General features: G+C 62.1%; 22 protein-coding genes. 10 read left to right on the top strand and 12 right to left on the bottom strand.

Translation table 11 applies throughout. From position 1 onward, the window contains the following. Positions 1-2: 2 nt before the first annotated feature. A complete protein-coding gene (locus ACZRN6_RS13250; protein WP_464008158.1) occupies positions 3-1,445 on the top strand; it encodes a c-type cytochrome in 1,443 nt (480 codons plus the stop codon). A gap of 224 nt (positions 1,446-1,669) precedes the next feature. On the opposite strand, the gene ACZRN6_RS13245 is transcribed toward ACZRN6_RS13250, so the two are convergent. The 9 genes from ACZRN6_RS13245 to ACZRN6_RS13205 all read right to left on the bottom strand — a co-directional run bounded on the left by ACZRN6_RS13245 (position 1,670) and on the right by ACZRN6_RS13205 (position 10,143). Further along, complete coding sequence (locus ACZRN6_RS13245; RefSeq protein ID WP_322147271.1) at positions 1,670-2,368, bottom strand: hypothetical protein; 699 nt, start codon at positions 2,366-2,368, stop codon at positions 1,670-1,672. Between the two features lie 159 nt (positions 2,369-2,527). Next, complete coding sequence (locus ACZRN6_RS13240) at positions 2,528-3,013, bottom strand: GNAT family N-acetyltransferase (RefSeq protein ID WP_464008157.1); 486 nt, start codon at positions 3,011-3,013, stop codon at positions 2,528-2,530. 58 nt (positions 3,014-3,071) lie between these two features. Continuing rightward, positions 3,072-3,989, bottom strand: a complete 918-nt coding sequence (locus ACZRN6_RS13235) for a CobW family GTP-binding protein (RefSeq protein WP_464008156.1) — start codon at positions 3,987-3,989, stop codon at positions 3,072-3,074. Further along, positions 3,986-5,722, bottom strand: coding sequence for an amidohydrolase (locus ACZRN6_RS13230; protein ID WP_464008155.1), 1,737 nt, complete (start codon positions 5,720-5,722; stop codon positions 3,986-3,988). The genes ACZRN6_RS13235 and ACZRN6_RS13230 overlap by 4 nt, the downstream gene beginning before the upstream one ends. A 163-nt stretch (positions 5,723-5,885) precedes the next feature. Then, positions 5,886-7,067 carry a pyridoxal phosphate-dependent aminotransferase gene (locus ACZRN6_RS13225; RefSeq protein ID WP_464008154.1) on the bottom strand — a complete coding sequence of 394 codons (1,182 nt, stop codon included), beginning with the start codon at positions 7,065-7,067 and terminating at the stop codon, positions 5,886-5,888. 27 nt (positions 7,068-7,094) lie between these two features. Then, positions 7,095-7,784 (bottom strand): ABC transporter permease, encoded by a 690-nt coding sequence (locus ACZRN6_RS13220; protein ID WP_464008153.1) that lies wholly within the window; start codon positions 7,782-7,784, stop codon positions 7,095-7,097. Positions 7,785-7,796: 12 nt separating this feature from the next. Then, positions 7,797-8,510 carry an ABC transporter permease gene (locus tag ACZRN6_RS13215; RefSeq protein WP_464008152.1) on the bottom strand — a complete coding sequence of 238 codons (714 nt, stop codon included), beginning with the start codon at positions 8,508-8,510 and terminating at the stop codon, positions 7,797-7,799. Between the two features lie 18 nt (positions 8,511-8,528). Beyond that, the gene (locus ACZRN6_RS13210) at positions 8,529-9,302 is read right to left on the bottom strand and encodes a transporter substrate-binding domain-containing protein (protein WP_464008151.1); all 774 of its coding nucleotides are present in this window, start codon (positions 9,300-9,302) and stop codon (positions 8,529-8,531) included. 46 nt (positions 9,303-9,348) lie between these two features. Continuing rightward, positions 9,349-10,143: an ABC transporter ATP-binding protein gene (locus ACZRN6_RS13205; RefSeq protein ID WP_416152087.1), complete on the bottom strand. Its 795-nt coding sequence runs from the start codon at positions 10,141-10,143 to the stop codon at positions 9,349-9,351. A 215-nt stretch (positions 10,144-10,358) separates the two neighbouring features. On the opposite strand from ACZRN6_RS13205, the gene ACZRN6_RS13200 reads away from it, so the two are divergent. The 3 genes from ACZRN6_RS13200 to ACZRN6_RS13190 all read left to right on the top strand — a co-directional run bounded on the left by ACZRN6_RS13200 (position 10,359) and on the right by ACZRN6_RS13190 (position 15,283). Next, a complete protein-coding gene (locus tag ACZRN6_RS13200) occupies positions 10,359-11,249 on the top strand; it encodes a LysR substrate-binding domain-containing protein (RefSeq protein ID WP_464008150.1) in 891 nt (296 codons plus the stop codon). 115 nt (positions 11,250-11,364) lie between these two features. Then, entirely contained in the window at positions 11,365-12,972 is a 1,608-nt protein-coding gene (locus ACZRN6_RS13195; RefSeq protein ID WP_322147260.1) for a 5-guanidino-2-oxopentanoate decarboxylase, read from the top strand. A 286-nt stretch (positions 12,973-13,258) separates the two neighbouring features. Further along, the gene (locus ACZRN6_RS13190; RefSeq protein WP_464008149.1) at positions 13,259-15,283 is read left to right on the top strand and encodes a c-type cytochrome; all 2,025 of its coding nucleotides are present in this window, start codon (positions 13,259-13,261) and stop codon (positions 15,281-15,283) included. A 149-nt stretch (positions 15,284-15,432) separates the two neighbouring features. Here ACZRN6_RS13190 and ACZRN6_RS13185 read toward each other — a convergent pair whose 3' ends face one another. Beyond that, positions 15,433-17,451 (bottom strand): TonB-dependent receptor, encoded by a 2,019-nt coding sequence (locus tag ACZRN6_RS13185; RefSeq protein WP_322147256.1) that lies wholly within the window; start codon positions 17,449-17,451, stop codon positions 15,433-15,435. 309 nt (positions 17,452-17,760) lie between these two features. Between ACZRN6_RS13185 and ACZRN6_RS13180 the strand changes: the two genes are divergently transcribed. Both ACZRN6_RS13180 and ACZRN6_RS13175 read left to right on the top strand, forming a co-directional pair. Continuing rightward, a complete protein-coding gene (locus ACZRN6_RS13180) occupies positions 17,761-17,997 on the top strand; it encodes a VF530 family protein (protein WP_322147255.1) in 237 nt (78 codons plus the stop codon). A gap of 1 nt (position 17,998) precedes the next feature. Further along, the gene (locus tag ACZRN6_RS13175; RefSeq protein ID WP_322147254.1) at positions 17,999-18,640 is read left to right on the top strand and encodes a Pr6Pr family membrane protein; all 642 of its coding nucleotides are present in this window, start codon (positions 17,999-18,001) and stop codon (positions 18,638-18,640) included. Positions 18,641-18,711: 71 nt separating this feature from the next. Here the strand turns inward: ACZRN6_RS13175 and ACZRN6_RS13170 are convergent, their stop codons facing one another. Together ACZRN6_RS13170 and ACZRN6_RS13165 are read right to left on the bottom strand one after the other, a co-directional pair. Further along, the gene (locus tag ACZRN6_RS13170; RefSeq protein WP_464008148.1) at positions 18,712-19,461 is read right to left on the bottom strand and encodes a siderophore-interacting protein; all 750 of its coding nucleotides are present in this window, start codon (positions 19,459-19,461) and stop codon (positions 18,712-18,714) included. After that, a complete protein-coding gene (locus tag ACZRN6_RS13165) occupies positions 19,458-20,006 on the bottom strand; it encodes a PadR family transcriptional regulator (RefSeq protein ID WP_323570958.1) in 549 nt (182 codons plus the stop codon). The genes ACZRN6_RS13170 and ACZRN6_RS13165 overlap by 4 nt, the downstream gene beginning before the upstream one ends. Before the next feature lie 528 nt (positions 20,007-20,534). Between ACZRN6_RS13165 and ACZRN6_RS13160 the strand changes: the two genes are divergently transcribed. Genes ACZRN6_RS13160 through ACZRN6_RS13145 form a run of 4 tightly spaced genes read left to right on the top strand, consistent with a single transcriptional unit; the run spans position 20,535 to position 25,055 of the window. After that, positions 20,535-21,059: a fimbrial protein gene (locus ACZRN6_RS13160; protein WP_322147252.1), complete on the top strand. Its 525-nt coding sequence runs from the start codon at positions 20,535-20,537 to the stop codon at positions 21,057-21,059. A 51-nt stretch (positions 21,060-21,110) separates the two neighbouring features. Further along, positions 21,111-21,671, top strand: a complete 561-nt coding sequence (locus ACZRN6_RS13155) for a fimbrial protein (RefSeq protein WP_323570957.1) — start codon at positions 21,111-21,113, stop codon at positions 21,669-21,671. A gap of 16 nt (positions 21,672-21,687) precedes the next feature. Continuing rightward, positions 21,688-24,297 carry an outer membrane usher protein gene (locus tag ACZRN6_RS13150; RefSeq protein WP_464008147.1) on the top strand — a complete coding sequence of 870 codons (2,610 nt, stop codon included), beginning with the start codon at positions 21,688-21,690 and terminating at the stop codon, positions 24,295-24,297. Beyond that, on the top strand, positions 24,294-25,055 hold the full coding sequence (locus ACZRN6_RS13145; RefSeq protein ID WP_322147250.1) for a fimbria/pilus periplasmic chaperone: 762 nt from the start codon (positions 24,294-24,296) through the stop codon (positions 25,053-25,055). Before ACZRN6_RS13150 ends, ACZRN6_RS13145 begins: the two co-directional genes overlap by 4 nt. The last annotated feature ends 20 nt before the right edge of the window (positions 25,056-25,075 follow it).

The following is a 25,075-nucleotide window of genomic DNA, read 5'->3' as shown; positions in this document are numbered from 1 at the left end:
TCATGGGATTGCTTAAACTTCCACTGCTCGCCTTGCTGCTCACCGCATTGCCGGCGTTTGCCGCTGAAGACACCGCTGCGCTGATTCACAAAGGTGCCTATGTGGCCCGTGCCGGTGACTGCGAAGCCTGTCACCGCACCGCCGAAAACGGTGGCGCGCCGCTGGCCGGTGGGTATGTGATCGACTCGCCCATGGGCAAGATCATCTCCAGCAACATCACCCCATCCAAGGCCTATGGCATTGGCGACTACACCGAGCAGCAACTGGCGGACGCCTTGCGCAAAGGCATCAACGCCAAGGGCCAGCATCTGTACCCGGCGATGCCGTACACCTCGTACCAGGGCATGAGCGATGACGACATCCACGCCTTGTACGTGTACCTGCAACAGGGCGTCAAAGCCGTGGACCAGCCGGTGCCGGAAACGCACCTGGCGTTCCCGTTCAACATCCGCCAACTGATGTTCGGCTGGAACCTGGTGTTCCTCGACAGCCAGGGTTTTGTGCCCAAGCCCGGCGCCACCGAACAGACCAGTCGCGGCCAGTACCTGGTGGACAACCTCGCCCACTGCGGCGCCTGCCACACCCCGCGTAACGCCTTGATGGCCGAGGACAACAGCCAGTACCTGGCCGGGGCCAAACTGGGCGGCTGGGTCGCGCCCAACATCACCTCCGACAAGATCAGCGGCCTGGGAGACTGGAGCGAAGATGACCTAGTCAACTTCATGAAAAACGGTCACCTTGCCGACAAGGCCCAGGCGGCGGGCGGGATGGCTGAAGCGGTGGAAAACAGCTTGCGCTACCTCAGCGACAGCGACCTGCACGCCATGGCCGCCTACCTGCACAGCGTGCCGCCGATCCGCGATCCCGGGCAGACCGAGCGCGTAGTGCGCGACGTCAAACCGGTGGACATGAGCACCCTGGAAACCGGCCAGGGCGATCAAGCCTCATTGGCCGATGCCACCGGCCTGGATGGCGCACGCCTCTACAACTCGGCCTGCTCCAGCTGCCACGGCCGCGATGGCCAGGGCAGTGCAGACAAGTTCTACCCGTCCCTGAGCCTCAATACCGCGCTCAACGGCAACCAGGCCAACAACCTGGTGATGGCGATCATCGCGGGCATCGACCGTAAAGGTGCCGACGGCGCCGTGAGCATGCCGGCCCTGGGTGGCGACCTGAACGACGCGCAAATCGCCGCCATCGCCAACTACAGCCTGCAAACTTTCGGCAACCCGGCGTTGAGCGTCAGTGCCGACGAAGTGACGAGCCTGCGTCGTGGTGGAGATGCGCCGTTGTTGATCACGGCCATGCCGTATCTGCTGTGGGGCGGTGGGTTGGTGGTGCTGGTGCTGATCATCGTGCTGGTGCTGTGGCGGCGTCACCGCAAACACCTGCGGGAAGTGCAGGCCAAACGGATCGCGTTGAACCGGCGTTTTCATTCCAAATAGGTAGAAACGCAAAAGCCCCGCCTTCTAATGAATGCGGGGCTTTTTCATGCCTCAAATCTTCCGTAGCAGCTGTCGAGCTTAAGCGAGGCTGCGTGAGGCGCGACGCGATGCCGGTGCCTGGCGCGATTGCGATGTTGCTGCCATCGCAGCCTCGCTGGCGCTCGACAGCTCCTACGTGATAGCTCCTACGTGATAGCTCCTACGTGATGTTGCTGCCATAGCTCCTACGCGATGCTGTAACCATCAAACGCCGTCTGCTGCTGCAGCGCAGTGATGATGCTTTTACGCGTCAGCGGCTGCTCGGCGCCGGAGTTATCCACAAAGGTTTCAACCTCAAGTTCCGCCTCGTCACCCTCACCCACAAAGGTGAAACCGAGGAACTCAAACGCCTCACGGTCGACATTCGGCTTGGAGCGCGGCGAGCGCATCGGCAGGGTGACGCTGATGCCGTCCTTGCTGATGGCGAACACTTCCGCTTCCTTCTTCGGTCGCGAAGCCTTGCCTTTGCCGGCGCTCGGGTTGCTGATGGCCTGGTGGGTCTGGTTCAGCACCTTCAGGGCCAGGCCGTAGACCAGTTCCTGGAACTCGGGGTCGTCCTTGAAGCTGGACAGGATGCGGCTGATGGAGAACTTGGTGTTGAGGTCTTCGAGGGCGGCGTTGTCGGCGGCTTCGGCATCCTTGAGCTGCTTGAGCTCGCCCATCAGGTCATAGGCCTTGTCGTCGTCAAAGGCGTCGTGGGCCTGGCGGATGGCCACGCGCAGTTCGCGGATCTGGTCGCTTTCCTTGGAAGTGTGGAACGCGTCCAGCACCATCTCGCTGATGGTCTTGGCCGCCGGCACGTGCTGTGAAAGATTGATGGCGTTTTCGTATTCAGCTTTGGATTGCAAGGCGACTACGGATTCTTCGGTGCGGGAATCAGACATTGAAATTTCACTACTTCAGTAAACGGGGAGACGGGAAAAGCGTCGCGCATTTTCAGCGGGGGGGTGTGGTGACGTCAAGGCATGGCCATTTGTGGCGAGCACTGGTGAGTTGATCGCTCCCACGCAGAGCGTGGGAGCGCAAGGGGCTTGTCCATCGATTTAACCGAGGCGCTTGCCCATTTCGAAGGCGCGTGTTTCGTAGTCCAATTCCTCGTACAGCCGCCGTGCCGGTTCGTTGAAGGCCCAGACGGTCAGGCGCAAATCCCTGGCGCCCTGGCGGATGGCCCAGCGTTCGGCGAGCGCCATCAGTTCACGGCCAATGCCCTGGCCACGCTGGGCCTCCAGTACGCAGATCGAGCCGATCCGGGCGACGCGCAGCGGTTCCAGCAACGGGCTTGCGGTCTCGATGATTTGCACGGTGATAAACCCGATGCCTGCACCTTGCTGCTCGGCCAGAAACACCGCCTGCACCCGGCTGGTGAGGCAGGGCCGCCAATGGGACTGGTCGCGCTCCACCTGGTCGGTGGCGTCACGGTAGATATCGGGCCGTTCCTGGTGGTGCAGGCGATTCAACGGCTGGCCGAGCACGCACAGGGTGTGCAGGTCATCCAGGTGCGCCTGGCGATAGGTCAATCCTTGGGACATGCTGCTCCTTTGAAACGAACCGGGAAGGGAGCGTCTTTATGCCTGTTGTCCACAGGCATCACAAGCCTTGCAGGGCACTCAACTGAGCGTCCAGCCCTTCACGCAAGCCACTGCCGCGCCGGGCGATAAATACCAGTTGCACGGCGAGCTCCGGCGCTTGCCCGTTGGCCAGGGTGAATTGGCTGCGGCTGCCCACGTGTTGCAGCCAGAAGGGTTGGTCGTTGCCTTGCAAATGCACCAGGCCCTTGAGCCGGAACAGGTCCTTGGGCAGTTGCCCCAGCCAGTCGCGCAAGGCCTTGGCGGGCAGCGGCTGGTTGCCTTGCCACACCCAGCTTTCAAACAGTTGGTCGTGGCGCGGCAGCACCGGGCTCAAGCCGTTGCGCTCAGTGCGTTCGCCCAGCAGCAGGGCATCCGGCACCATCGCCTGCACCGTACTCAACACCCGCGCCCGGCCACTGATATCGGTGCGCAGGGTTTCCAGTTCGGCGGCGCTGACCAGGTCGGCCTTGTTCAGTAGAACCAGGTCGGCACAGGCCACCTGGGCCCGGGACAGGCGCGCGAACTCAGCTTCGAGTGCCCGGTAACCGCTGGCGTCCACCAGGGTGATCACCGTGTCCAGGTGCAACTGCGCCTTGAGCTGTGGGTAACCCAGGGTTTGCACGATGCGTTGCGGGTCGGAAACTCCGCTGCACTCGATGACGATCCGGTCCAGGCGAGGGCGCAGTTGCGTCAGGCTCACCAGTTGCGCCAGCAGGTCTTCCTGCACGGTGCAGCAGATGCAGCCGTTTTGCAGGCTGACCACCGCGTCGGTGACTTCGGCGATGATCGCGGCATCGATATTCAGCTCGCCAAAATCATTCACGATTACCGCCATGCGCCCGTACTGCGGTTGCTGGGCCATACGGTTGAGCAGGGTGGTCTTGCCGGCGCCGAGGAACCCGGCCACCACCGTCACCGCGATGCTCTCGGCGTTCATTCGATCACCGGCGGCAAGCCTTGCCACACCGCTTGCAGCGAGGTGTCGGCAAAGGTGCCGAGGCGGTCGTACACCGGGCGGCCTTCGACAAACGTCAGTTGCACCTGGGTCTGGTGGATGTAATTGCGTGCAGGCTGGGCGAACAGGTCGCGGTCGAGCACGATCAGGTCGGCCGACTTGCCCACTTGCAGGCTGCCGGTGGAGTGCTCCAGGCCCATGGCGTGGGCGCCGTTGAGGGTCGCCACTTGCAGCGCCTGCTCCAGGGTGATGGGTTCGCCGAAGCACTCCGGCTCCTGGTTCCATGGGTTCTGGCGGGTGACCATGGTTTCCAGGGCCAGCCACGGGTCGATCGACGCCACCGGCCAATCGGTGCCCATCACCGCCAGGCCGCCTTCGGCCAGCACGCCTTTGAAATCGTAGATGCGCTTGAGGCGCTCCTGGCCGTAACCGCTGCGTGCGCCGCTGGCGAATGGTGTCGGGTACCAGGCGGCCGGGGAAAATTCGGCGATCACGTTCAGCGTCTTGAAGCGCTTGAGGTTGCCCGGGTGCAGCAACGTGCTGTGGGCACACTGGTGACGAATCCCGCTGTCACCGTTGACTCGCCGGGCTTCGGCCACCGCATCCAGGAACACATCGGAGGCGCCGTCGCCGGTGCAGTGGGCGATCACCCGCAGGCCACGGCGGTCCATGTCCACCACCATGTCGGTGATGTGTTCCGGGGTCAGGTTGAGCTTGCCGCGCCAGGTGGAGTTGGCCTCCCACGGGGTCATCAGGTATGAGGACTTGGGCTCCACGGTACCGTCGAAGTGGAACTTCACCGCGTTGGCGTTCAGGCGCGCGCTGCGGTAGTAGTGCCGCTCGCCACCGAGCAATTCCCAGCGCCGGCGCACCGGGAAAATATCGTCCTGCCAACTGATGGCGGCTTCCACCCGCAGGGTCAGTTCGCCGGCATCGTCCAGTTCCTTGAGGGCATCCAGGCGCCGCTCGCAGACGTGCACGTACTTGGTCGCCGTTACCCCACGCGAGCTTTGGAAATGCACACCGTCGCGATAGGCGCGGCGCAACACGTCTACCGGGGTTGGCGGCATGGCCGCGTGGATCAGTGCGTAGGCGCCGTCGATCAGCAGGCCGGTGGGCTCGCCGGTGAGTTCGTCGCGCTCCATGTAGCCGTTGCGCGGGTCAGCGGTGTGGCGGTCGATGCCGGCCAGCTCCAGGGCCTTGGAGTTGACCATCATGGTGCCCCACATCCGGTCCAGCAGGGCCACCGGGCGGTCCGGCATGATGCTGTCAAGCCAGTCACGGCCTGGCGTCTGGCCCGCTTCGCGGAAGGTGTAGCGCACCCAGTACTGGCCGTAGATCCAGCCGTTGCCCGGGTGGCTGTCGGCATAGGCGTGGATCGACGCCGCCAGTTGCTCCGGGGTCGGGTCTTCGATGCCCACGTCCAGGTCATCGCTGTAGCGCGGGGCCAGCGCCAGGTCGGGGTGAGTGTGCATGTCGTGCAGGCCCGGCATGCAGAACGCGCCTTGCAGGTCGTGCTGGCGGGTGTGCGGGCCGATCAGGCTTTGCACTTGTGCGAAGTTGCCCACGGCGATCAGGCGCCCGTCGCGAATCGCCACGGCCTCGGCCCACGGCTGGGTCGGGTCGAGGGTATAGAGACGAGCGTTGTGCAGCACCAGGTCAGCGTGGGGGCTGACAGCGGAGTGGGTGGAATTGAATTGGTCGGAAGCAGTCACGGGGTAAACCTCGATATTCAAAGCGGCGACGATCAACTGTGGGAACTGGCTTGTGTGGGAGCCGGGCTTGCCCGCGATAGGATCACCTCGGTGTTACTGAGAAACCGAGGTGCTTGCATCGCAGGCAAGCCAGCTCCCACAGTGATTGGGTTTCTTCAGTGGATCAGCGGTTGGCCCGCAGGCCCTGAACAAACCCGGCAATGCGCTGGCAGGCGTCCTTGAGGGTGTCATCGGCGACGGTGAAGGAAATCCGCACAAAACCCTCGGCGCTGGCGCCAAAGGCCTGGGCGTCGAGCACCGAGACGCCGGTGGCGCGAAACAGCTGCCAGGCAAAGTCCATGCTGGTCAGCCCGGTGCGGCGTACATCTACCAGCATGAACATCCCGGCCTGGGGCACGCGGCAGTCCAGGTCGGTGATCGCGCTCAAGCCTTGCACCACCAGGTCACGCCGCCGGCGATACACCGCCCGTGCATCACTGACCACGGCATCATCCACTTCCAGCGCCTTGATCGCGGCTTCCTGGATAAACCCCGGCAGGCCGTACAGCATGCACAGCAGCAGGTTATCCAGATGCCCGATCAGCGGTTTTGGCCCCACCACCCAGCCCACGCGCCAGCCGGTCATGGCGTGGGTTTTCGACAGGCTGTTGAGCACCACGGTGCGCTCGGCCATGCCCGGCAACGAGGCGATGCTCAGGTGTTCATGGTCGTAGGTGATCTGCCCGTAGACTTCATCGGAGATCACCCACAGGTCGTATTGGCGCGCCACCTGGGCGATCATTTCCAGCTCTTCACGGCTGTAGACGTTGCCGGTCGGATTGCAGGGCGTGGCCAGGGCGATGCCCCGGGTCTTGTCGGTAATCGCCGCTTCCAATGCCGCGCGGGTCAGGCGAAAACCGTTGGCCGCCGGTTGCTCGACGGTCGCGATGCGCGCACCGGAGGCGTGGATGCAGGCCTCGTAGGTCAGGTACATCGGTTCTGGCACCAACACTTCATCGCCATGGCTGAACAGGCACAACGAGGCGGCAAACAAACCGTTCTGCGCACCGGCCACCAGCGCGACATTGTCGGCGTGCACCGCGACGCCTTGCAGCCGGCTTTGCTTGGCGGCGATGGCTTCGCGCAGGGCCGGGCGGCCGAGCACGTGGGTGTAGTGGGTGTCACCGGCACGCAGGGCGTCGACGGCGGCTTCGCAAATCGCGCTGTCGGTGGCGAAGTCCGGGTCGCCCACGCTGAGCACGATCACGTCCTCGCCACGGCCCCGGGCCTCGACGGCCGCGTAGTGAATATCCCAGGCGCTGACGGACTCGCCGCTAATGCGTTCGACAAACGGGGAATAACGCATCCTTGTTCTCCTTAAAGCAAAATTGATTCAAGCCTGGCGCTGCGGGACCTTGCCCCAGCGCGAGAAGCCGTGTTCGATCACGAACGCCAACACAATGTAGATCAGCGCCACCGCCAGCAGCGGCTCATACACGCGCAAAGTCTGCGCCCGTACCAGGTTGGCGGCGCCCAGCAAGTCGGTGACGGCCACGGTGGACGCCAGCGCGGTGGCCTTGAGCAGCAGCACTGTCTCGCCTACCAACGTTGGCTTGACCAGCTCCAGTGCACGCGGCAACCAGACCCGGCGCAGCATCATCATTCGCTTCATGCCATAGGCCCGCGCCGCTTCCAGCTCGCCCTTTGGCACGGCCCGCAAAGCGCCACGCAGCACTTCGCCGACGTAGGCACCTACGCACAAGACCAGCGCCAGGGCCACGTACCAGAAGCCTTCGCGCAGGTATGGCCACAGAAAACTGCCGCGAATCAGCGGGTAGCTGGCAAACACACTGCCCACGCCGTAGTACAGGATGTAGATCTGCACCAGCAGCGGCGTGCCGCGAAACACGGCGGTGTAGGCGCGCAACGGGCCGCTGATCAGCGGGTTGGACGACAAGCGCCCCAACGCCACCAGCACCGCCAGCGCAAAACCGAAGATGCCCGACAGCACCAGCAACTTCAGGGTGATGCCGAGGCCGTGCAGCAGCTCGCCGGTAAAACTGTTGATCCAGGAAAAGTCCATCCGCCGTGCTCCTCAGTGCTGTGGCATCCAGCGGTTGATCCGGCGCTCGAACACCCGGAACGCGCCGTTGGAAATCAGCGTGATGACGAAATACACCGCCGCCACCGCCAGGTAGAACACCAGGTAATGCTTGGTGGAGCCGGCAGCCTGCTTGCCCACCGAGAGCAGTTCGCTGTAGCCGACGATGCTGATCAGCGCGCTGTCCTTGACCAGCACCAGCCACAGGTTCGACAGGCCGGCCATGGCGAACGGCAACATGCTCGGCAGCAGCACCCGGCGCAGCAGCAACCAGCGCTCGATCCCGAAGGACCGCGCCGCTTCAATCTGGCCCACCGGAATCGCCTGGATCGCGCCGCGGATAATCTCCGCCGAATACGCGCCCTGCACGATCCCCAGCACCAGCACGGCGGCGGCAAAACCGTTGACCGTGATGCTGTCGCGCCCCATGGCGGCCATGGTGATGTTCAGCAGGTCGGTACCGGCGTAGTACAGCAGCAGAATCAGCAGTAACTCCGGCACCGCGCGGTACAGCGTGGTGTAGGCATTGGCCAGGCGCACCAGCCAGCGCGGGCCCTTGAGTTTGATCATGGCCACCAGCAAGCCGATGGCCAGGCCCAGCACAAAGGCCCCGGCGGAAATCTGTAGGGTCACCACCGCGCCCTGGAGCAGGGCGTGAAGCCAGCCGTCGGCGACGAACAGCTGGGAAAGTTCGGACAAAGAAATCATGATTTTTTCCGCCGGGCGTTACTGCGCAGAGATGTCGACGCTGAAGTAGCGGCTGCGGATCTTGTCGTAGGTGCCGTCGGCCTTCATCGCCGCCAGCGCACCGTTGAGTTGCTGCTTGAGGGCGTCGTCACCCTTGCGCACGGCGGCGCCGATACCGGAACCGAACAGCGGGTCTTTCGGCGCCAGGCCCTTGTCGGCCAGGCCGCTGCCGCCGGCGGATTTAAGCAGCGGCTCGATGGTCAGCGCGTCGGCCAGCATCACGTCGATGCGCCCGCTTTGCAGGTCGGCGGTCATGTCGTCCTGGGTGGTGTAGTAGCGCAGGGTCGAGCCCTTGGCGTAGTAAGCCTTGAGGTAGGTGGCGTTGGAGGTCGAGCCTTGTACGCCGATGACTTTGCCTTTCAGGCCTTCGGGCGTGGTGGCCAGGTCCAGGCTGGCATCGGCGACCCACATCGCCGGTGTCTGGTAGTAGGGCGCGGTGAAGTCGACGACCTTTTCACGCTCTTCGGTGATGCTCATGGAGTTGAGGATCACGTCGATCTGCTTGGACGTCAGCGCCGGGATCAGCCCGTCCCAGGACACCTCCTTGAGCGGGCACTGGGCTTGCAGGCGCTCGCACAGGGCCTTGATCAGTTCTGGCTCGAAACCGCTCCAGGCACCGTTGCCGGCTTTCTCGGAGAACGGCGGGTAAGGTTCCAGGGCGATACCGAAGACGATTTTTTCGGCGGCCACGGCGCTGTGGGCAGCAAGTGCGAACAGGCAGCCGGCGGTGAGAGTCTTGATCAGCTTTTGCATGGGATTACCCTGTTTGAGTTGTTTTTGGGGGGCAGTGTTGGAGCGATCAAACGCGATTGTCCTGGGCCATGACGAACTGGCGGCAGCGCTCGCTATCGGGATTCTGGAAGACTTTTTGTGGCGTGCCTTCTTCTTCTACCAAGCCCTGGTGCAGGAACATCACCTTGCTCGACACGTCACGGGCAAAGGCCATTTCGTGGGTGACCAGAATCATGGTGCGGCCCTCTTCGGCGATGCCCTGGATGACCTTGAGCACTTCGCCCACCAGCTCCGGGTCGAGGGCCGAAGTGGGCTCATCCATTAACAGCACGCGAGGGCGCATGGCCAGGGCGCGGGCGATGGCTACGCGCTGTTGCTGGCCGCCGGAGAGGAAGGCGGGGAATGCATCGCGCTTGTCCGCCAGGCCGACTTTTTCCAGCAAGTGTTCGCCGTGAGCGATGGCGTCCTTGCGGTCTTCGCCGAGCACGTACACCGGCGCTTCGATGACGTTTTCCAGCACGGTGCGGTGGGGCCACAGGTTGAAACTCTGGAACACCATCGACAGTTGGGTGCGCAGCCGCGCCACCTGATTCGGGTCGGCAACCACCGGGTTGCCGGCGCGGTCCTTTTTCAGCCGCACTTCTTCGCCGTTGATGCGCAGGCTGCCGCTGCAAGGGATCTCCAGCAGGTTGATGCAGCGCAGCAGGGTGCTTTTGCCCGAGCCGCTGGAGCCGATCAGCGACACCACTTCGCCTTCGTTGGCGCGCAGGGAAATGCCTTTGAGAACGTGATGTGCGGCGTAGCTCTTGTGCAGAGCGTCGATGGCGACCACCGGAGTGACGGAATTGGGCTGCGCGTGCAAGGGTTATCCCTCTTGTTTTTGTAAGGTAAGCGGCCTCACGGGGGCGCCGTGATGGAGGTCGAGCATAGCTACTGGCCCTTTGAGGTCAATCGAGGATTTTTCGCCCGACCTTGAAATTTAATTCAACTGTCCTGCTGAAAACTTCCCGGCGCTGTAGCTATGTCTGGCGCCGGATTAGGGCTATGGTGCGCAAAAATACCTGCCGGTGAAGACCTATGCGTTACCCCTCCATGACCGCCTTGCGGGCGCTGGACGCGGTGGCTCGGCTGGGCAGCGTGTCGGACGCCGCCACTGAGCTGAACCTGACCCCCAGCGCCATCAGCCACCAGATCAAGAGCCTGGAGCAAACCCTCGGTTTTGCCCTGACTGAGCGCACCGGGCGCAGCATTCGCATCACCTGGCAGGGCGAGCGCTATGCCCGGGACATCCACCTGCTGCTGGCGAATATCCTCGAAGCCGGGCAGCGCTTTGACGGCCAGCAGGTCAACGGGCGCCTGTGCATCAGCAGCCCGGCGGGTTTTGCGACGTATTGGTTGTGTACCCATATTGCGGATTTTCAGGCGCTGTACCCGCAGGTGGAATTGCACCTGATTTCGCCACGCACCCCGGACGACACCAGCGACCAGAACGCCGACCTGTTCGTGGCCTACGGCATGGGCGACTGGCCGAACCAGCATGTGCAGAAGATCGTGTCGCTGCGCTATTTCCCTGTGTGCAGCCCGCGCCTGGTCAACACCATGGGCGGGCTCAAAACCCCGGAAAACCTGGTGGGCGCGCCGCTGTTGCACATGATCGACTACTCCGACTGGCGCGTGTGGCTGGCCGCCGCCGGGGCGCCGAATGTAGATGTGCAGCGCGGCATCGTGTTTGCCGATGCGCATTTTGTGCAGTCGGCGTGCATTGCCAGCCAGGGGATCGCCATGGGCGACAACCTGATCAGCGGCGAGGCGTTGGCCAAGGGCTGGCTGGTGCGGCCGTTCGAGACGCAGATCGAGTCCAATCGCGGGTATTACCTGGTGGCAGACCAGCAGAAGGTGGAGCGGCCGGTGGTGCAGGCGTTTGGGGAATGGGTGAAGTTGCAGTTGGGCAGCGGTTTACTCAGTTGATGGCATGACCTGTGAATTTTTTTCGGCAGTGGTGGTGAAATTTTTCGATTGTTCCCCCGCTTTGTGCGCCCTATGGTCCGGCACATCGACACAGAACAATAAAAAGGAGTGAGCAATGACCACCTGTGCCCAGTCACTGGTGCGCCTGCTGGAGGGTTATGGCGTAGACACCGTCTTTGGCATCCCCGGCGTGCACACCGTTGAACTCTACCGCGGCCTGCATGGCAGCCGTCTGCGCCATATCAGCCCGCGCCACGAGCAGGGCGCGGGCTTCATGGCCGACGGTTACGCCCGCGCCAGCGGCAAGCCCGGTGTGTGTTTCATCATCACCGGCCCCGGCATGACCAACATCCTCACCGCCATGGGCCAGGCCTACGCCGACTCGATCCCGATGCTGGTGATTTCCACCACCAACCGCCGCGAACACTTGCGCCTGGGCCACGGCCACCTGCATGAACTGCCGGACCAGCGCGCGATGGTCGCCGGGGTGTGCGCCTTCAGCCACACGCTGCAATCCCCCGCGCAACTCCCGGAAATCCTCGCCCGCGCGTTTGCAGTGTTCAAATGTGCACGCCCGCGGCCGGTGCACCTGGAAATCCCGCTGGACGTGCTGGACATGCCCGCCGTCGACCTCAACCTGATGCCCCGTAGCCTGCCCGGCGCACCAGCTCCGGCGCCTGCCTCGCTGGCCGCCGCCCTTCAGTTGCTCAACGAAGCACGTCGCCCGTTGATCCTCGCCGGCGGCGGTGCCCGTGACTGCGCCCAGGTATTGCAGCAACTGGCCGAGCGCCTGCAGGCGCCGGTGGCGCTGACCACCAATGCCCGGGGCTTGTTGCCGATGAACCACCCGTTGTTGCTGGACGGCGTGCAGTCATCCCGCCACGGTCGCTCGTTGTTTGACGAGGCTGATGTGATCCTCGCGGTGGGCACCGAACTGGGAGAAACCGACTACGACTTCTTCGGCCTCGGCCCGCTGAAATTCAAGGCACCGCTGATTCGCCTGGACATCGACCCGATGCAAGTCATGGGTGTGCAGCGAGCCCATGTCGGCCTGGTGGGCGATGCCGGCGAAGGCTTGCGGGCGCTGCTTGAACAGGTCAAGCCGCAAGCCGCGTCCGGCAGTTGGGCGCAGGGCAGTGTGCAGCGGGTCAACCGGATTGAGCGCGATAGCTGGAACGCCAAGCAACAGGGCCTGCAAGGTTTGCTCGACCTGCTGCGCGACAGCCTGGTGGACCCGCTGATCGTCGGCGATTCGACCCAGCCGGTGTACCAGGGCGCGGTGGGTTACCAGGCGCCCGCGGCCAACAGCTGGTTCAACGCCGGCACCGGCTACGGTACCCTCGGCTACGGTTTGCCGGCGGCCATCGGTGCGAAGCTGGCCAAGCCCGAACGCCCGGTGGTGGCGCTGGTGGGCGACGGCGGCATGCAGTTCTCCTGCGCCGAACTGATCGCTGCTCGCGAGGCCGATGTGGGTGTGATCATGGTGCTGTGGAACAACCAGTGCTACGGCGAGATTCGCGACTACATGCAAGCCCGCGAAATACCGCCGCTGGGCGTCGACATCATGACCCCGGACTTTGCCGCCATGGCCCGCAGTTTCCATATCGCCCACCACGCAGTCGACACCCCGCAGGCCCTGCACACTCTGTTGCAGGAACTGGCCGGCACCCGCCAGCCGGTGATGATCGAACTCGACGCCGCTCGCTACCTGAAACACGCCTGATCCTCTGAAACACCGCAGATCAACTGTGGGAGCTGGCTTGCCTGCGATGGCATCACCTCGGTGTTACTGATGTACCGAGTCGTCTGCATCGCGGGCAAGCCCGGCTCCCACAGGTGTGTGATCCGTCCCGGCCCTGACCCACATCAAGGGCTGCGCGCAAAAAATCCGCTACAACGAAGCTGGGGCTGACCATGCCCCGGTTATCTGCCTGATGACCCAATAAAAACGATTGCAGACCTGCGCCGAGGGGACCACCCCAGGCCCTGGTTATTAAAGGAATAGCGCGATGATTTTTCCCCTGTCACGTCTGGGCCTTGTGGGGGTGATGCTGTGTCTGTCCCTTCCCCTGCACGCCAACGAAGCCGACCCCACGCTGATCGAACAGGGCAAATACGTTGCCCAACTGGGCGACTGCATCGCCTGCCACACGGCCAGGCAAGGCGCGCCAATGGCCGGCGGGCTGGAGCTGAACACGCCGATGGGCACGATTTATTCGAGCAATATCACCCCCGACCGCGACACGGGCATCGGCCAGTACACCTTCGAGCAGTTCGACCGGGTGATGCGTGAAGGCGTGACGCCAGCCGGGCAGAACCTGTACCCGGCGATGCCATATCCGTCGTACGCGAAGATGAGCGAAAACGATATGCGTGCGCTATTCGCCTACTTGATGCAGGGCGTGGAGGCGGTGAACAAACCAAACCTGGAAGCCGAGATGGGCTTCCCGTTCAACCAGCGCTGGGGCCTGGCGCTGTGGAATTTCGCGTTCCTCGACAAGCAGCCGTTCGCGCCCGACCCAGGCAAGGATGAAGTGCTCAACCGTGGCGCTTATCTGGTCCAGGGGCTTGGGCACTGCGGCTCATGCCACACCCCGCGGGGCATCGCGTTCCAGGAAAAAGCCATGAGCGATGCGGGCCGCAGCGGCCAGCATTACCTGGCCGGGGAGACTGTCGAACATTGGCGCGCCTTGAGCCTGCGCAACCTGTGGACGGTGGATGACACCGTGCAATTGCTCAAGACCGGGCAGAACCGCTTTGCCACGGTCTCGGGCAACATGGCCGATGTGATTCACCACAGCACCCAGCACTTCACTGAAGGTGACCTGACGGCCATCGCGACCTATTTGAAATCCCTGCCACCGGGCAAGGATGACCTGCCAATGCCCACCGTGACGCACGAACCCGTCGCACCGCCCAAGGACCTGTTCACCAGTCGTGGGGGCCTGGGCTACATGCAGTTTTGCAGTGACTGCCACCGCAGCGACGGAGGCGGGGTGAAAGGCTTGTTCCCACGGCTGGCGGGCAACCCGGGCGTTGCGTCAAACAACCCGGCCTCACTACTGCACATCACCCTTACCGGCTGGGAAACCGCTGAGACGGCGACCCATCCACGGGTCTACACCATGCCCGGGTTTGCCCGGCTGGCGGATCAGGAAATCGCTGAAATCCTCAGCTTTGTGCGCAGCAGTTGGGGCAACGAAGGTACGTCCATCACAGCTGCCCAAGTGAAGAAAATGCGCGGCCAACTCAACCCGGTCACCACTGATTCTTCGGCGTTTGAAACCCCGCGCCTGGCGGAGTTGTTGGCCGCACCGAATGCCGAGCAGGTGGTACGCGGCATGCGCTTGCACCTTCAAACCAAGGAACTGCTGCCCAATAACGTTGGCAACTCGCTGAACTGCACCAGTTGCCATCTCAACGCAGGCACCGTGGGGCAGGGTTCGCCGTTTGTGGGCGTCTCGGCGTTTTTCCCCAGCTATGCGCCGCGTGCGGGCAAGGTGGTGAGCCTGGAAGAGCGGATCAACGGCTGCTTCCGGCGCTCGATGAACGGCAAGCCATTGCCACCGGAGTCGGCGGATATGCAGGCGATGGTGGCGTACTTCGACTGGATGAAAAACAACACCCAGCCTGAAGACAAAGTCGCCGGGCGCGGGGTGGGCAAGGTCGACCCGGCGATCAAACCGGATATGGAAAATGGCAAGCAGGTCTACGCCAAACAATGCGCGGTGTGCCATGGCGACAACGGCCAAGGCCTGACGCGTGCGGATGGCGAGCGGGTGTACCCGCCATTGTGGGGCGAGCAGTCGTTCAATATCGGGGCGGGGATGGCGCGGCTGTACACGGCGGCAGCGTTTGTTAAGCGCAATATGCCGATTGGCTTCCACGAGAAATTCCCGTTGGGGCAGGGCGGGTTGTCGGATCAGGAGGCGGTGGATGTGGCGGCGTACTTCTCCCAACAGCCAAGGCCGGATTTCCCGGACAAGGTGAAGGATTGGCCCAAGGGTGGCAAGCCGGTGGATGCACGTTACTAGTTAAGCGTTAGCACCGGGACTGTAGCAAAGGTGCTTATTGTGGCGAGGGAGCTTGCTCCCGCTGGAGTGCGTAGCGCTCCCACTATTTTGGGGCCGCTGCGCAGCCCAGCGGGAGCAAGCTCCCTCGCCACAGAGGTTTCAATCAGCTTTTAAAAAGTGGTACGCAGACCGACCTGCACACTCCGGCCCGGCGCCGGGGCGATGTCCCGCAGGATCGAACTCGCATAGCGCACGGTCTGGTTCGTCAGGTTTTCACCGTTAACAAATGCCAGCCACTGGCTGCCGCCCACATTGAAGCGGTAGCCGGCGCTGGCTCCCAAGGTGGTGTAGCCGTCGGTGCCGCTTTCGTTATCCGGCACCCGGCCTTGCCCCGTTGCGTGCTCGACATCGATCCGCGCCTGCCAGCGGTCCAGTTCCCACAACAAACCGCTGTTCAAACGCAGCGGCGCAATCCGTGGCAGCGCCTCACCCGTGTCCAGGTTGGTAGCGCGGGTGTAGTCGCCCGACAGCTCCAGCGCAAACTTGCCGTAGGCACCTTCCCCCAGCTTGATGTGATCCTGGGCTTCAAAGCCTGCGAATCGCGCCCGTACGCCGGAGTATTTGTACTCAGGGATACCGCCGGCGTCTTCTTCACCTTCGTCATTCAAGGTGCGACCACTGCCCAGCAGCCCGATGTAGTTGGAGAAGTGGCTGTAGAACACCCCGAAGCTGCCCTTGTGGGTGCCGTTGTCAAAGCGCAGCGCCAGGTCGCTGGACACGGCCTTTTCCTTCGACAGGTTGGCATCGCCCAGTTCATAGGTGCCGGTGGCGACGTGGGCGCCGTTGGCATACAGCTCGTAGAACGTCGGGGCGCGCTCGGTGTAGCCAAGGGTGGCGGCCAGCGACCAGATCGGCGTGAGGGTATACACCGCGCCGGACGACAGGCTGCCGGCGGTGAAATCGGCGGACGTGTTGGCGTTGGCAAAACGCTCGTTGCCCTTGCCGTCCGGGTCGACGCTGGTGTGTTCCAGGCGCCCGCCGAGGCTCAACTTGAGGCGCTCGGTGGCTTGCATTTCTTCGAGGATAAACAGCGCGCCGGCATTGGTGTCGGTCTGCGGGACGAAGGCTTCTTCACCCAGCGCCGAGAATTCATTGCGGCTGACTTGCGCGCCCACCACGCCGTTGAAGGGCCCGATCGGCAAGTGCCGGGCTTCCACCCGGGCTTCGTAGCCCTTGTTCTTGAAGGTGGTGCCGGTCTCGCCGCCTTCGATTTCCATGTGCTGGTAATCGGTATACCCAGCGTCGAATTTTACCGAGGTGAATGGGCCTTGCAGGTTGCGGATCTCGGACGCAAAGGCGTAGTGGTCCTGCTTCATGCGGATGCGTACGTCCTGCTCGGCCGGGGAGCCGTAGTTGCTGTCGTAGTTGCTGTAGGACAGCCCCGCGTAACCGTCGTCCCAGGTGTAGGAGCCACCGACTGCACCGCCGTCCTGGCGCCCGTTGCTGTTGCCCAGGCGCCTGTTCTTGCCTTCACCGTCTTCGCTTTCCGGCGCGTGGCGGCTGCGGGCAAACCCAGGGATTTTAAGGTCGTTGAATTCCCGAGCGCTGGCGTCCAGGTGCAAGGCGAAGGTACCGTTGCCGGCTTCCAGTTTGCCGGCGCTGCTGCGCGTAGTGTCGGCGCCGCCGTAGCGCAATTCACCGGCACCGTGGATGCCTTCGATAGCTTCGGTGGGGATGCGGTTGTCGAAGGTATTCACCACACCACCGATGGCGCTGCCGCCATACAGCAGGGCCGCCGGGCCGCGCACGATTTCGATGCGGTCGACGTTGACCGGGTCCAGCGGCACGGCGTGGTCATAGGACAGCGACGAGGCATCCAGCGCGCCCACGCCGTTGCGCAGGATGCGAATGCGGTCGCCGTCCTGGCCACGAATGATCGGCCGGCTGGCCCCGGGGCCGAAGTACGACGACGACACGCCGGGCTGCTTGTTCAGGGTTTCACCCAGGCTGCCTTTTTGTTGCAGGGTCAGGTCATCGCCTTCGAGCACGGTGGTGGGTGAGGCGAGGGTTTCGCTGCCCAGCGGGTTGCCGGTGATGACTTGGGGTTGCAGCTCCAGGGCGTTGGCCTGGGAGGTGATCAACAGGGCGGCGGCAAGCGGGGTGAGGCGCCACAGAGAAGAGAGGGACATCGGTCGTTCCTTGGCAAACGGCAAAAAAAGAGAAGGCTCAAAACGGTAAGGGATTCGATACCCTTCAATAGTTATCGTTACAATATAACATCACTTTTTTGCCTGCCAAGCGGAACTTTCCCGAAAGCCCTGTAGGAGTAGGCTTGCCAGCGATGGCGTTCCCGAGCGCCGTGCATGGCTCAAGACTGCTATCGCCGGCAAGCCGGCTCCTACAGGTTTATGCGTCTACAGTTAAAGCGGTGCTTCCACCGGCCCGGCCCGTCCGCTAAGGTGCGCGGCTTGGTTTCTTCTTTTTGCAAAAGGCCCGGCATGACCGCGACAAACAAAGACCCACTGCACGGCGTCACCCTGGAACAGGTTCTCACCGCGCTGGTGGCGCATTACCAATGGGAAGGCCTGGCCGAGCGCATCAATGTGCGCTGTTTTTCCAGTGACCCGAGCATCAAGTCGAGCCTGTCGTTCCTGCGCAAGACGCCGTGGGCGCGGGAGAAGGTCGAGGGCTTGTACGTGAAGTTAATGCGCACCAAGCGGCCGGTCGATAACTGAGGTGAAACGTCACCTTATCGGCCTGGCAGCCCTTGGCGGTTGGGTTGGCCTGGCGCTGCAGCAGTACATCATCTTCTATTTTCGCTGGGTCGATGGCGCCAGCCTGTTGCCGGGCCTGGTGAATTTTTTCAGCTTCTTTACCGTGCTCACCAACACCCTGGTGGCGGTGGTGTTGACCCATGCGTGGGTGCAACGGCCATCTGCGGCGGGCCGGTTTTTCCTGGGGCCGGTGGTCAGCAGCGGGATCGCCGTGAGCATTGTCGTGGTCAGCCTCGCTTACAGCCTGTTGCTACGGCATATGTGGGCGCCTGCGGGCGTTCAGTTTGTGGCGGACGAGTTGCTGCACGATGTGATGCCGTTGGTGTTTGTCGCCTATTGGTGGTGGTGCGTGCCCAAGGGCCGCTTGCGCTTCACGCACATTGGGCTGTGGGTGATTTACCCGCTGGTGTACTTCGCGTATGCGTTGTTGCGCGGGTATGTGTGGGGGCTGTATCAATACCCGTTCATTGACGTTGCCACGTTGGGTTATCCACAGGTGTTTATCAATGCCGGGGGGATTCTGGCGGGGTTTGTGCTGGTTGCTTTGATGGTGGTGGGACTGGATAAAATCTGTAGGAGCAAGCTTGCTCGCGAAGAACGTTAACGATAACGCAGTGTGTCTGGTTTAACGCGGCGCTCTCAGGTTCTTCGCGAGCAAGCTCGCTCCTACGGGGATCACTGTTGCCAGTAACCCACGGCCTTGAGGAGTGCCTCATCGACCTTGTGTGTGTCCAGCAACACCCGCCGCACCTGGCGCGACAGTTTGCTCTCGGTGGCGACAAAGCTGTACAGCGAACCGCCCGGCAGCGTCAGGTTCTGCACCGTCTCGAGCAGGTCATCCTGGCCCCGTACCACCCACGTCACTTCAACGTCGGCAGCGCTGTGCAGTGGCTGTTGTTCTGCCGCATTTTCGATCTCGATCACCGCCAACACCTTACGCCCCGCCGGCAGTTCGTCCAGGCGCCGGGCGATGGCCGGAATCGCGGTTTCGTCACCAATCAACAGGTAGCTGTCGAAGATATCCGGCACGATCATCGAGCCACGTGGCCCGCCGATGTGCAGGTGCTGGCCGACCTTGGCTTGCGCGGCCCAGGTGGAGGCAGGGCCATCGCCGTGCAGCACGAAGTCGATGTCCAACTCGCCGATGTCCAGGTCGTACCGGCGCGGGGTGTAGTCGCGCATCGCAGGTTGCGGGCCTTCGCCGCGCAGGTTGAAGTCGGGGCTGTCCAGCGCCGCTTGCTCGGCGGCGTTCTGCGCGAACAACAGCTTGATGTGATCGTCACTGCCCAGGCTGATAAAGCCCGCCAGCTCCGGCCCGCCCAGGGTGATGCGGCGCATGCGCGGGGTGATGTCGACCACGCGCAGCACTTCGAGGCGGCGGCGTTTGATTTCGTGGGTCACGCGGTGAATGGCTTGGGTATTCATTGAGCTTTCCCGTCGGCAATGGCTTGGGCGGTGCTGTTGAGCAGCGCCGCGACACGAACGATTTCTTCCGGGCTCCAGCGCCCGTGGTGCGAGTGCAAGGCGTGGCGCAGGTTATGCACGGCCTCGTGGATTTGCGGTGGGCGGTCCTGGCCGCGCAGCGAACGTTTGCTCACATCCATGCGCAGGCGGATGCCTTCGAGGGCAACCGCCTGTTCGCTTAAGAAGAGACGACCGGCGTCGGTAATTGTGTAGCGTTTTTTTCCACCCTCGGCGTCGCCGGTGATCAATTCGCTTTCTTCCAGAAAGGTCAGCGTGGGGTAGATCACGCCGGGGCTTGGGCTGTAGGCGCCATCGAACAGCGCTTCGATCTGGCGGATCAGGTCATAACCATGGCAGGGCTGTTCGGCGATCAGCGCCGGCAGCAGCAGCTTCAGGTCGCCCGGCGCGAAGACCCTTGGGCCGCGGCCGCCGCGCTCGCGGCCAGTGCGTTTTTCGAAGCCGTCGCGGCTGTCACCGTGGTCTCGGTGGGAATGATGGTCTCTCATTTCAGGGTGCTCTTGTTTGGTTTAGATACAACTTAAGATATATCTTAAGGCCAGACAACCCCGCCGGACGAACGGTCGCGCACCCGGCGGCCGCCCGGTCGGTTCATGCCCATGTAAACCCGCTCGACATATTCTTCAATGTGTTAGTTGCTAAAACTCAATGAATGCTGTTGTTTTTAAAAGGTTGTAATCCTATTCTTACGGATCAAGCCTTAGATAAAACGTTCTCATTTGTGGCGATGTAGTCCAGTTCTTACAGTCAAGTTTAAAGTTTTGGCAAAGTGCCATATTTTTCCCATGTGTCTTGGTGTGACCAGGCTACGCAACTCAGCGAATTGGCCGGCTTTCTTATTCAAAGTTGCAACGGATAATTGCCCCCGCTTCGAACGATTCGATCAATGCAATACAAGTAATTGGAAAAAAACCAACTGCTTGGCTGCTGTCGGGAATCTGTTCAAGCATTTAATAAGTCCTGCGCCGATGCGGCAGGATTCCGTTGTGATCTTCAATATATGTGAGCGTCTGCAAATGAAATCTAAAGTGAAAACTGCGCTGTTAACTGTCGGCCTGTTGGCGGGTGTGATGTCTTCTGTTGCCCAGGCGGCGGATGGGACGATTACGTTTACCGGTTCGGTGCACTCGGGGGCTTGCTCTATCAAACCTGAATCGGTGGATCAGACCGTTCCCCTTGGTGCTATCGCCAAGCATCAACTGCAATCGGGTGGCCGTTCTGTAGCCCGGCCCGTGCGAATCGAACTGGAAGGCTGCGACCTGTCCGGCCTCACCGATAACACGGTCACTACCACCTTCACCGGCGCACCTTCCACCGTCGTTCCTGGTGCGATCGGCACCGTGGGTGGCGCGGGCGGCGTGGGCATCATGATGACCCATGGCGGGCGCCCTGTTCAGTTGGGCGTGGCTACTAACCCGCAAGCCATTGTCGCCGGTAATAACACACTGGAGTTTGGCGCCTACGTACAGGGCCAGGCCACCGGCGACATCGTTCCCGGTGGGTTCAGCGCTATCACCAATTTCACCTTGGCTTATCAATAAGTTTTTCCCCCGCCACCTCGGGTGGCGGGGGAGAACGGGTGGGAGGTAAAGGTGAAAACATTCATGAGTCTCGCTGTCGCCTCTTCATTAACGATGTTCATCAGCCCCTGCGCGGTCGCACAGGGGCCTGCCCAGGGTGACGGGGTTGTCACGCTGGGAGGGCAGGTCATTGACTCGGCCTGCGGGCTGGAAGCGGCCACTGTCGATCAAACCATCGAGATGAATCCCGAACCCATTGGGCGGCTCCTGCGGGAGGGGGTGGGGCAGATGCAGCCCTTTGAGTTGCGCCTGGTCAACTGCACGGTGACGCGTCCCGACCCGCTGCGCCCCGGCGAGACGCTGCCTGATTGGGAGCATCTGCGCGTGACGTTCGAGGGGCCTACCGACATGGGCGGCCGCACCTTTGCGGCGTTTGGCAACTCCCAGGGGGTTGCCTTCCATATCGAGGATGTCGCCGGGCAGGTGAGCGTGCCGGGGCAGCCGATGGCGTTATACCCGCTGGTGGATGGGGACATGACCCTTCACTACAGGCTTCGCCTGGTCGGTAACGGAGTGCCGCTATTGGCGGGGGGCCACCGTGCAGCAGTGCGGTTCAAGTTGGAATACTTTTGAAGATTGAGTTGCTTGCATGTTGAATACCTCGAAAGTCATCAATACGCTGCGCCCCAGCCTTTTCGGCGGGTTGATATTACTGGCCGGCCCTGCATTGGGCGCCGGGGATATCGAGTTTAATACCGATGTGCTCGACCTGGTTGATCGCTCCAATATTGACTTGTCTCGGTTTGCGCGTAGTGGGTTTATTCTTCCTGGCAACTACTCGATGGTTGTCCAACTGAATACCCAGCCTGTTGCTGAACAGTCTGTGGGGTTCTATCCACCCGATAATGATCCCAAGGGAAGTGCGCCCTGTTTATCGCGCGAACTGGTGGAGCAGTTGGGCCTCAAGGCGTCCAGCGCCGACACGCTCAAGTGGTGGAAGGGCGGGCAGTGCTTGAATGTGGACAGCTTGCCCGGCATGGAGGTCAGTGCCGACCTGGCCACCGCAAGCCTGGACATCAACCTGCCCCAGGCCTACCTGGAATACAGCGCCATCAATTGGGACCCGCCCTCGCGTTGGGACGAAGGGGTGCCGGGGCTGCTGGTTGACTACAACATGACGGCGCAGTCCAGTTACCGACGGCATGACGGTACCCGTAATGACCTCACCGGCAATGGAACCGTGGGGGCCAATGCCGGGGCGTGGCGGCTGAGGGCAGATTGGCAGGGGCGTGTTGAAAAAGACCGCGAAGCGGGCGCCAACCGGCAGAAACTGGAGTGGAGCCGTTACTACGCTTATCGCGCCCTTCCCGCGCTCAAGGCGCGTTTGGCGGTGGGTGAGGACTACCTGTATTCAGACCTGTTTGACAGCTTTCGCTTTACCGGTGCCGCCCTCAAGTCAGACGAAAGCCAGTTGCCACCTAATCTGCGGGGCTACGCGCCGGAGGTGGTCGGGGTGGCCAAGACCAATGCAAAAGTCATCATCAGCCAGCAGGGGCGTGTGCTGTATGAAACGCTGGTCGCGGCCGGGCCTTTTCGTATCCAGGACCTGAATGACGCGGTATCCGGCAGGCTGGATGTACGGGTTGAGGAGCAGGACGGTTCGGTGCAGAAATTCCAGCTCGATACCGCAGGTGTTCCCTACCTGACGCGGCCTGGGCATGTTCGTTACAAACTGTCCGCCGGGCGGCCGTCCAGCCTTCAGTACCACGAAGACGGTGCCTTTTTTGGTGCGGGCGAATTTTCCTGGGGGATCAGCAATGGCTGGTCGTTGTTGGGCGGCGCTATCACCGATAACAACTACCGTGCGCTGTCTGTCGGGGTGGGCCGAGATTTGCTGGCGTTTGGCGCCATGTCGCTGGACGTTACACAGTCGCACGCCACTATATGGGGCGAGAGGCTCTCGGGTAAGTCGTACCGTCTTCAATACTCGAAGAACTTTGAACAGTACGACAGCCAGGTAACGTTCGCCGGTTATCGGTTCTCCGAGAAGAACTACTTGAGCATGAGTGAGTACCTGGATGCTCGTCATTACGGGATGAATAACGAACTCGGCGGGCGTGGCGTCTACGACCAGAATGGCGAGTTTACTGAACATTGGCGGCCGATTGGCGGCAACAAGGCATTGTATACGGTCACCGTGAACAAGCAGTTCCGTGACGTGGGCGCCACCGTCTATGCCAGTTACAACAAACAAACTTATTGGAGCCGGCCCGACACTCAGCGTTGGAACCTGTCTGCGTCACGCTATTTTAATATGGGTGCCGTGAAGAACATGAGCCTGTCCCTTAACTTATACCGTACTCAGGAATACCAATATAAGGATAACGGCATGGCGTTGACGGTCAGTTTGCCGTTGGGGCCTACCGGCACCCTTTCAATGGATGCCAACCGCACATCAGGCAGCAACGGTTTTACAACGCGCTACAACGATCGCCTCAATGAGCGAAACAGCTACCAACTCAGTGGCAGCGACAACTCGGCCAGCGGCTATCTGAGTCATATCGGTGACCAGGCCGACATCGACCTGAGCGCGACCCAGCAAAGTAACAACCGAACCCTCAGTGCATCTTTTCGCGGCGGCGGCACGCTCACGCCTTACGGTGCGGCACTGCATCGCACTAACAGTAGCGGTGGCACCCGCCTGATGGTCGATACCGGTGGTGTGGCTGATGTGCCTGTACGCGGTTACGGCACAGCAACGCGCAGTAACGCCCTCGGCAAGGCGGTGATCGCCGATATCAACAGCTATCAGCGTACGGCCGCCAGTGTCGATCTGGAGAACTTGCCCAATGATGTCGAAGCCACTCAATCAGTGACCCAACTGACCCTCACCGAAGGGGCTATCGGTTACCGGACGCTGGAAGTGATTTCCGGCAAGAAAGCCATGGCTGTCCTGCGCTTGCCGGATGGCAGTGCACCGCCCTTCGGCGCAACGGTGAAGAACCTGAAACGGCAGGACACCGGGGTTGTGAACGATGGCGGGGACGTCTACCTCAGCGGCATTCAGGCCGGCGAACAGATGATCGTGAGCTGGGGCGAAAGCCAGCGTTGCATCCTCACGCTTCCTGTCATTTTGCCGGCAGATGGCCTGGTCGATGCCCTGCAACTGGGCTGCCAACGGGTAGTCAACGATCAATCTTCGCCCGAGCCGGCATCGCTGACCGGCAAGGGTAACGATAAGGAGAACACACCCTCATGAAGCTGAACAAACCCCTCACCTGTCAGGCCTTCACGCTGCTGCTACTGGGCTTGAGCCAGAGTGCCAATGCCGCGGTTGGCCTGGACCGTACCCGCGTGATTTTTGATGGCGGCAAAGACGCCACCAGCGTGAACATCACCAACAACAACCCCCAGCTACCGTATCTGGCCCAGGGCTGGATCGAGGATGAACAGGGCAAAAAAGTCACCACGCCGTTGATCGTGCTGCCGCCGGTTCAACGCCTGGAGCCTGGCAAGCAAAGCCAGGTGAAAGTTCAGGCACTGCCGGCGGCCAAGTTGCTGCCCCAAGACCGAGAGACGGTCTACTACTTCAACTTGCGGGAAATTCCGCCGCGCAGCGACAAGGCCAACACCCTGCAAATTGCGCTGCAAACCCGGATCAAATTGTTTTACCGCCCGCAAGCCATTACGCCCACCCAGCAAGACCTGTCCAACCCCTGGCAGGAAAAGCTGACCCTGACCCGCGAAGGCGAGCGTTACCGGGTGAATAACCCGACGCCTTACTACGTGACCCTGGTGGATGCGCGCAGCAGCAGGGACGGCAAGACCCTCGCGGGCTTCGAGCCGCTGATGGTCCCTCCCAAAGGCACGCTGGCCCTGGGCCCCAGTGCCAAAGAGCTTGGCGCCACCCCGTATTTGTCCTACGTGAATGACTACGGCGGACGCCCGGTGCTGGCCTTCACCTGCAATGGCCAGACGTGCCAAGTGAATGCGCAAGCATCAGCGCCCACTCAGTAAGGCTCGCTGCCGGAGAACGT

This window comes from Pseudomonas sp. A125 (assembly GCF_055409485.1).
This window is presented reverse-complemented; position numbering and strand designations above follow the sequence as displayed.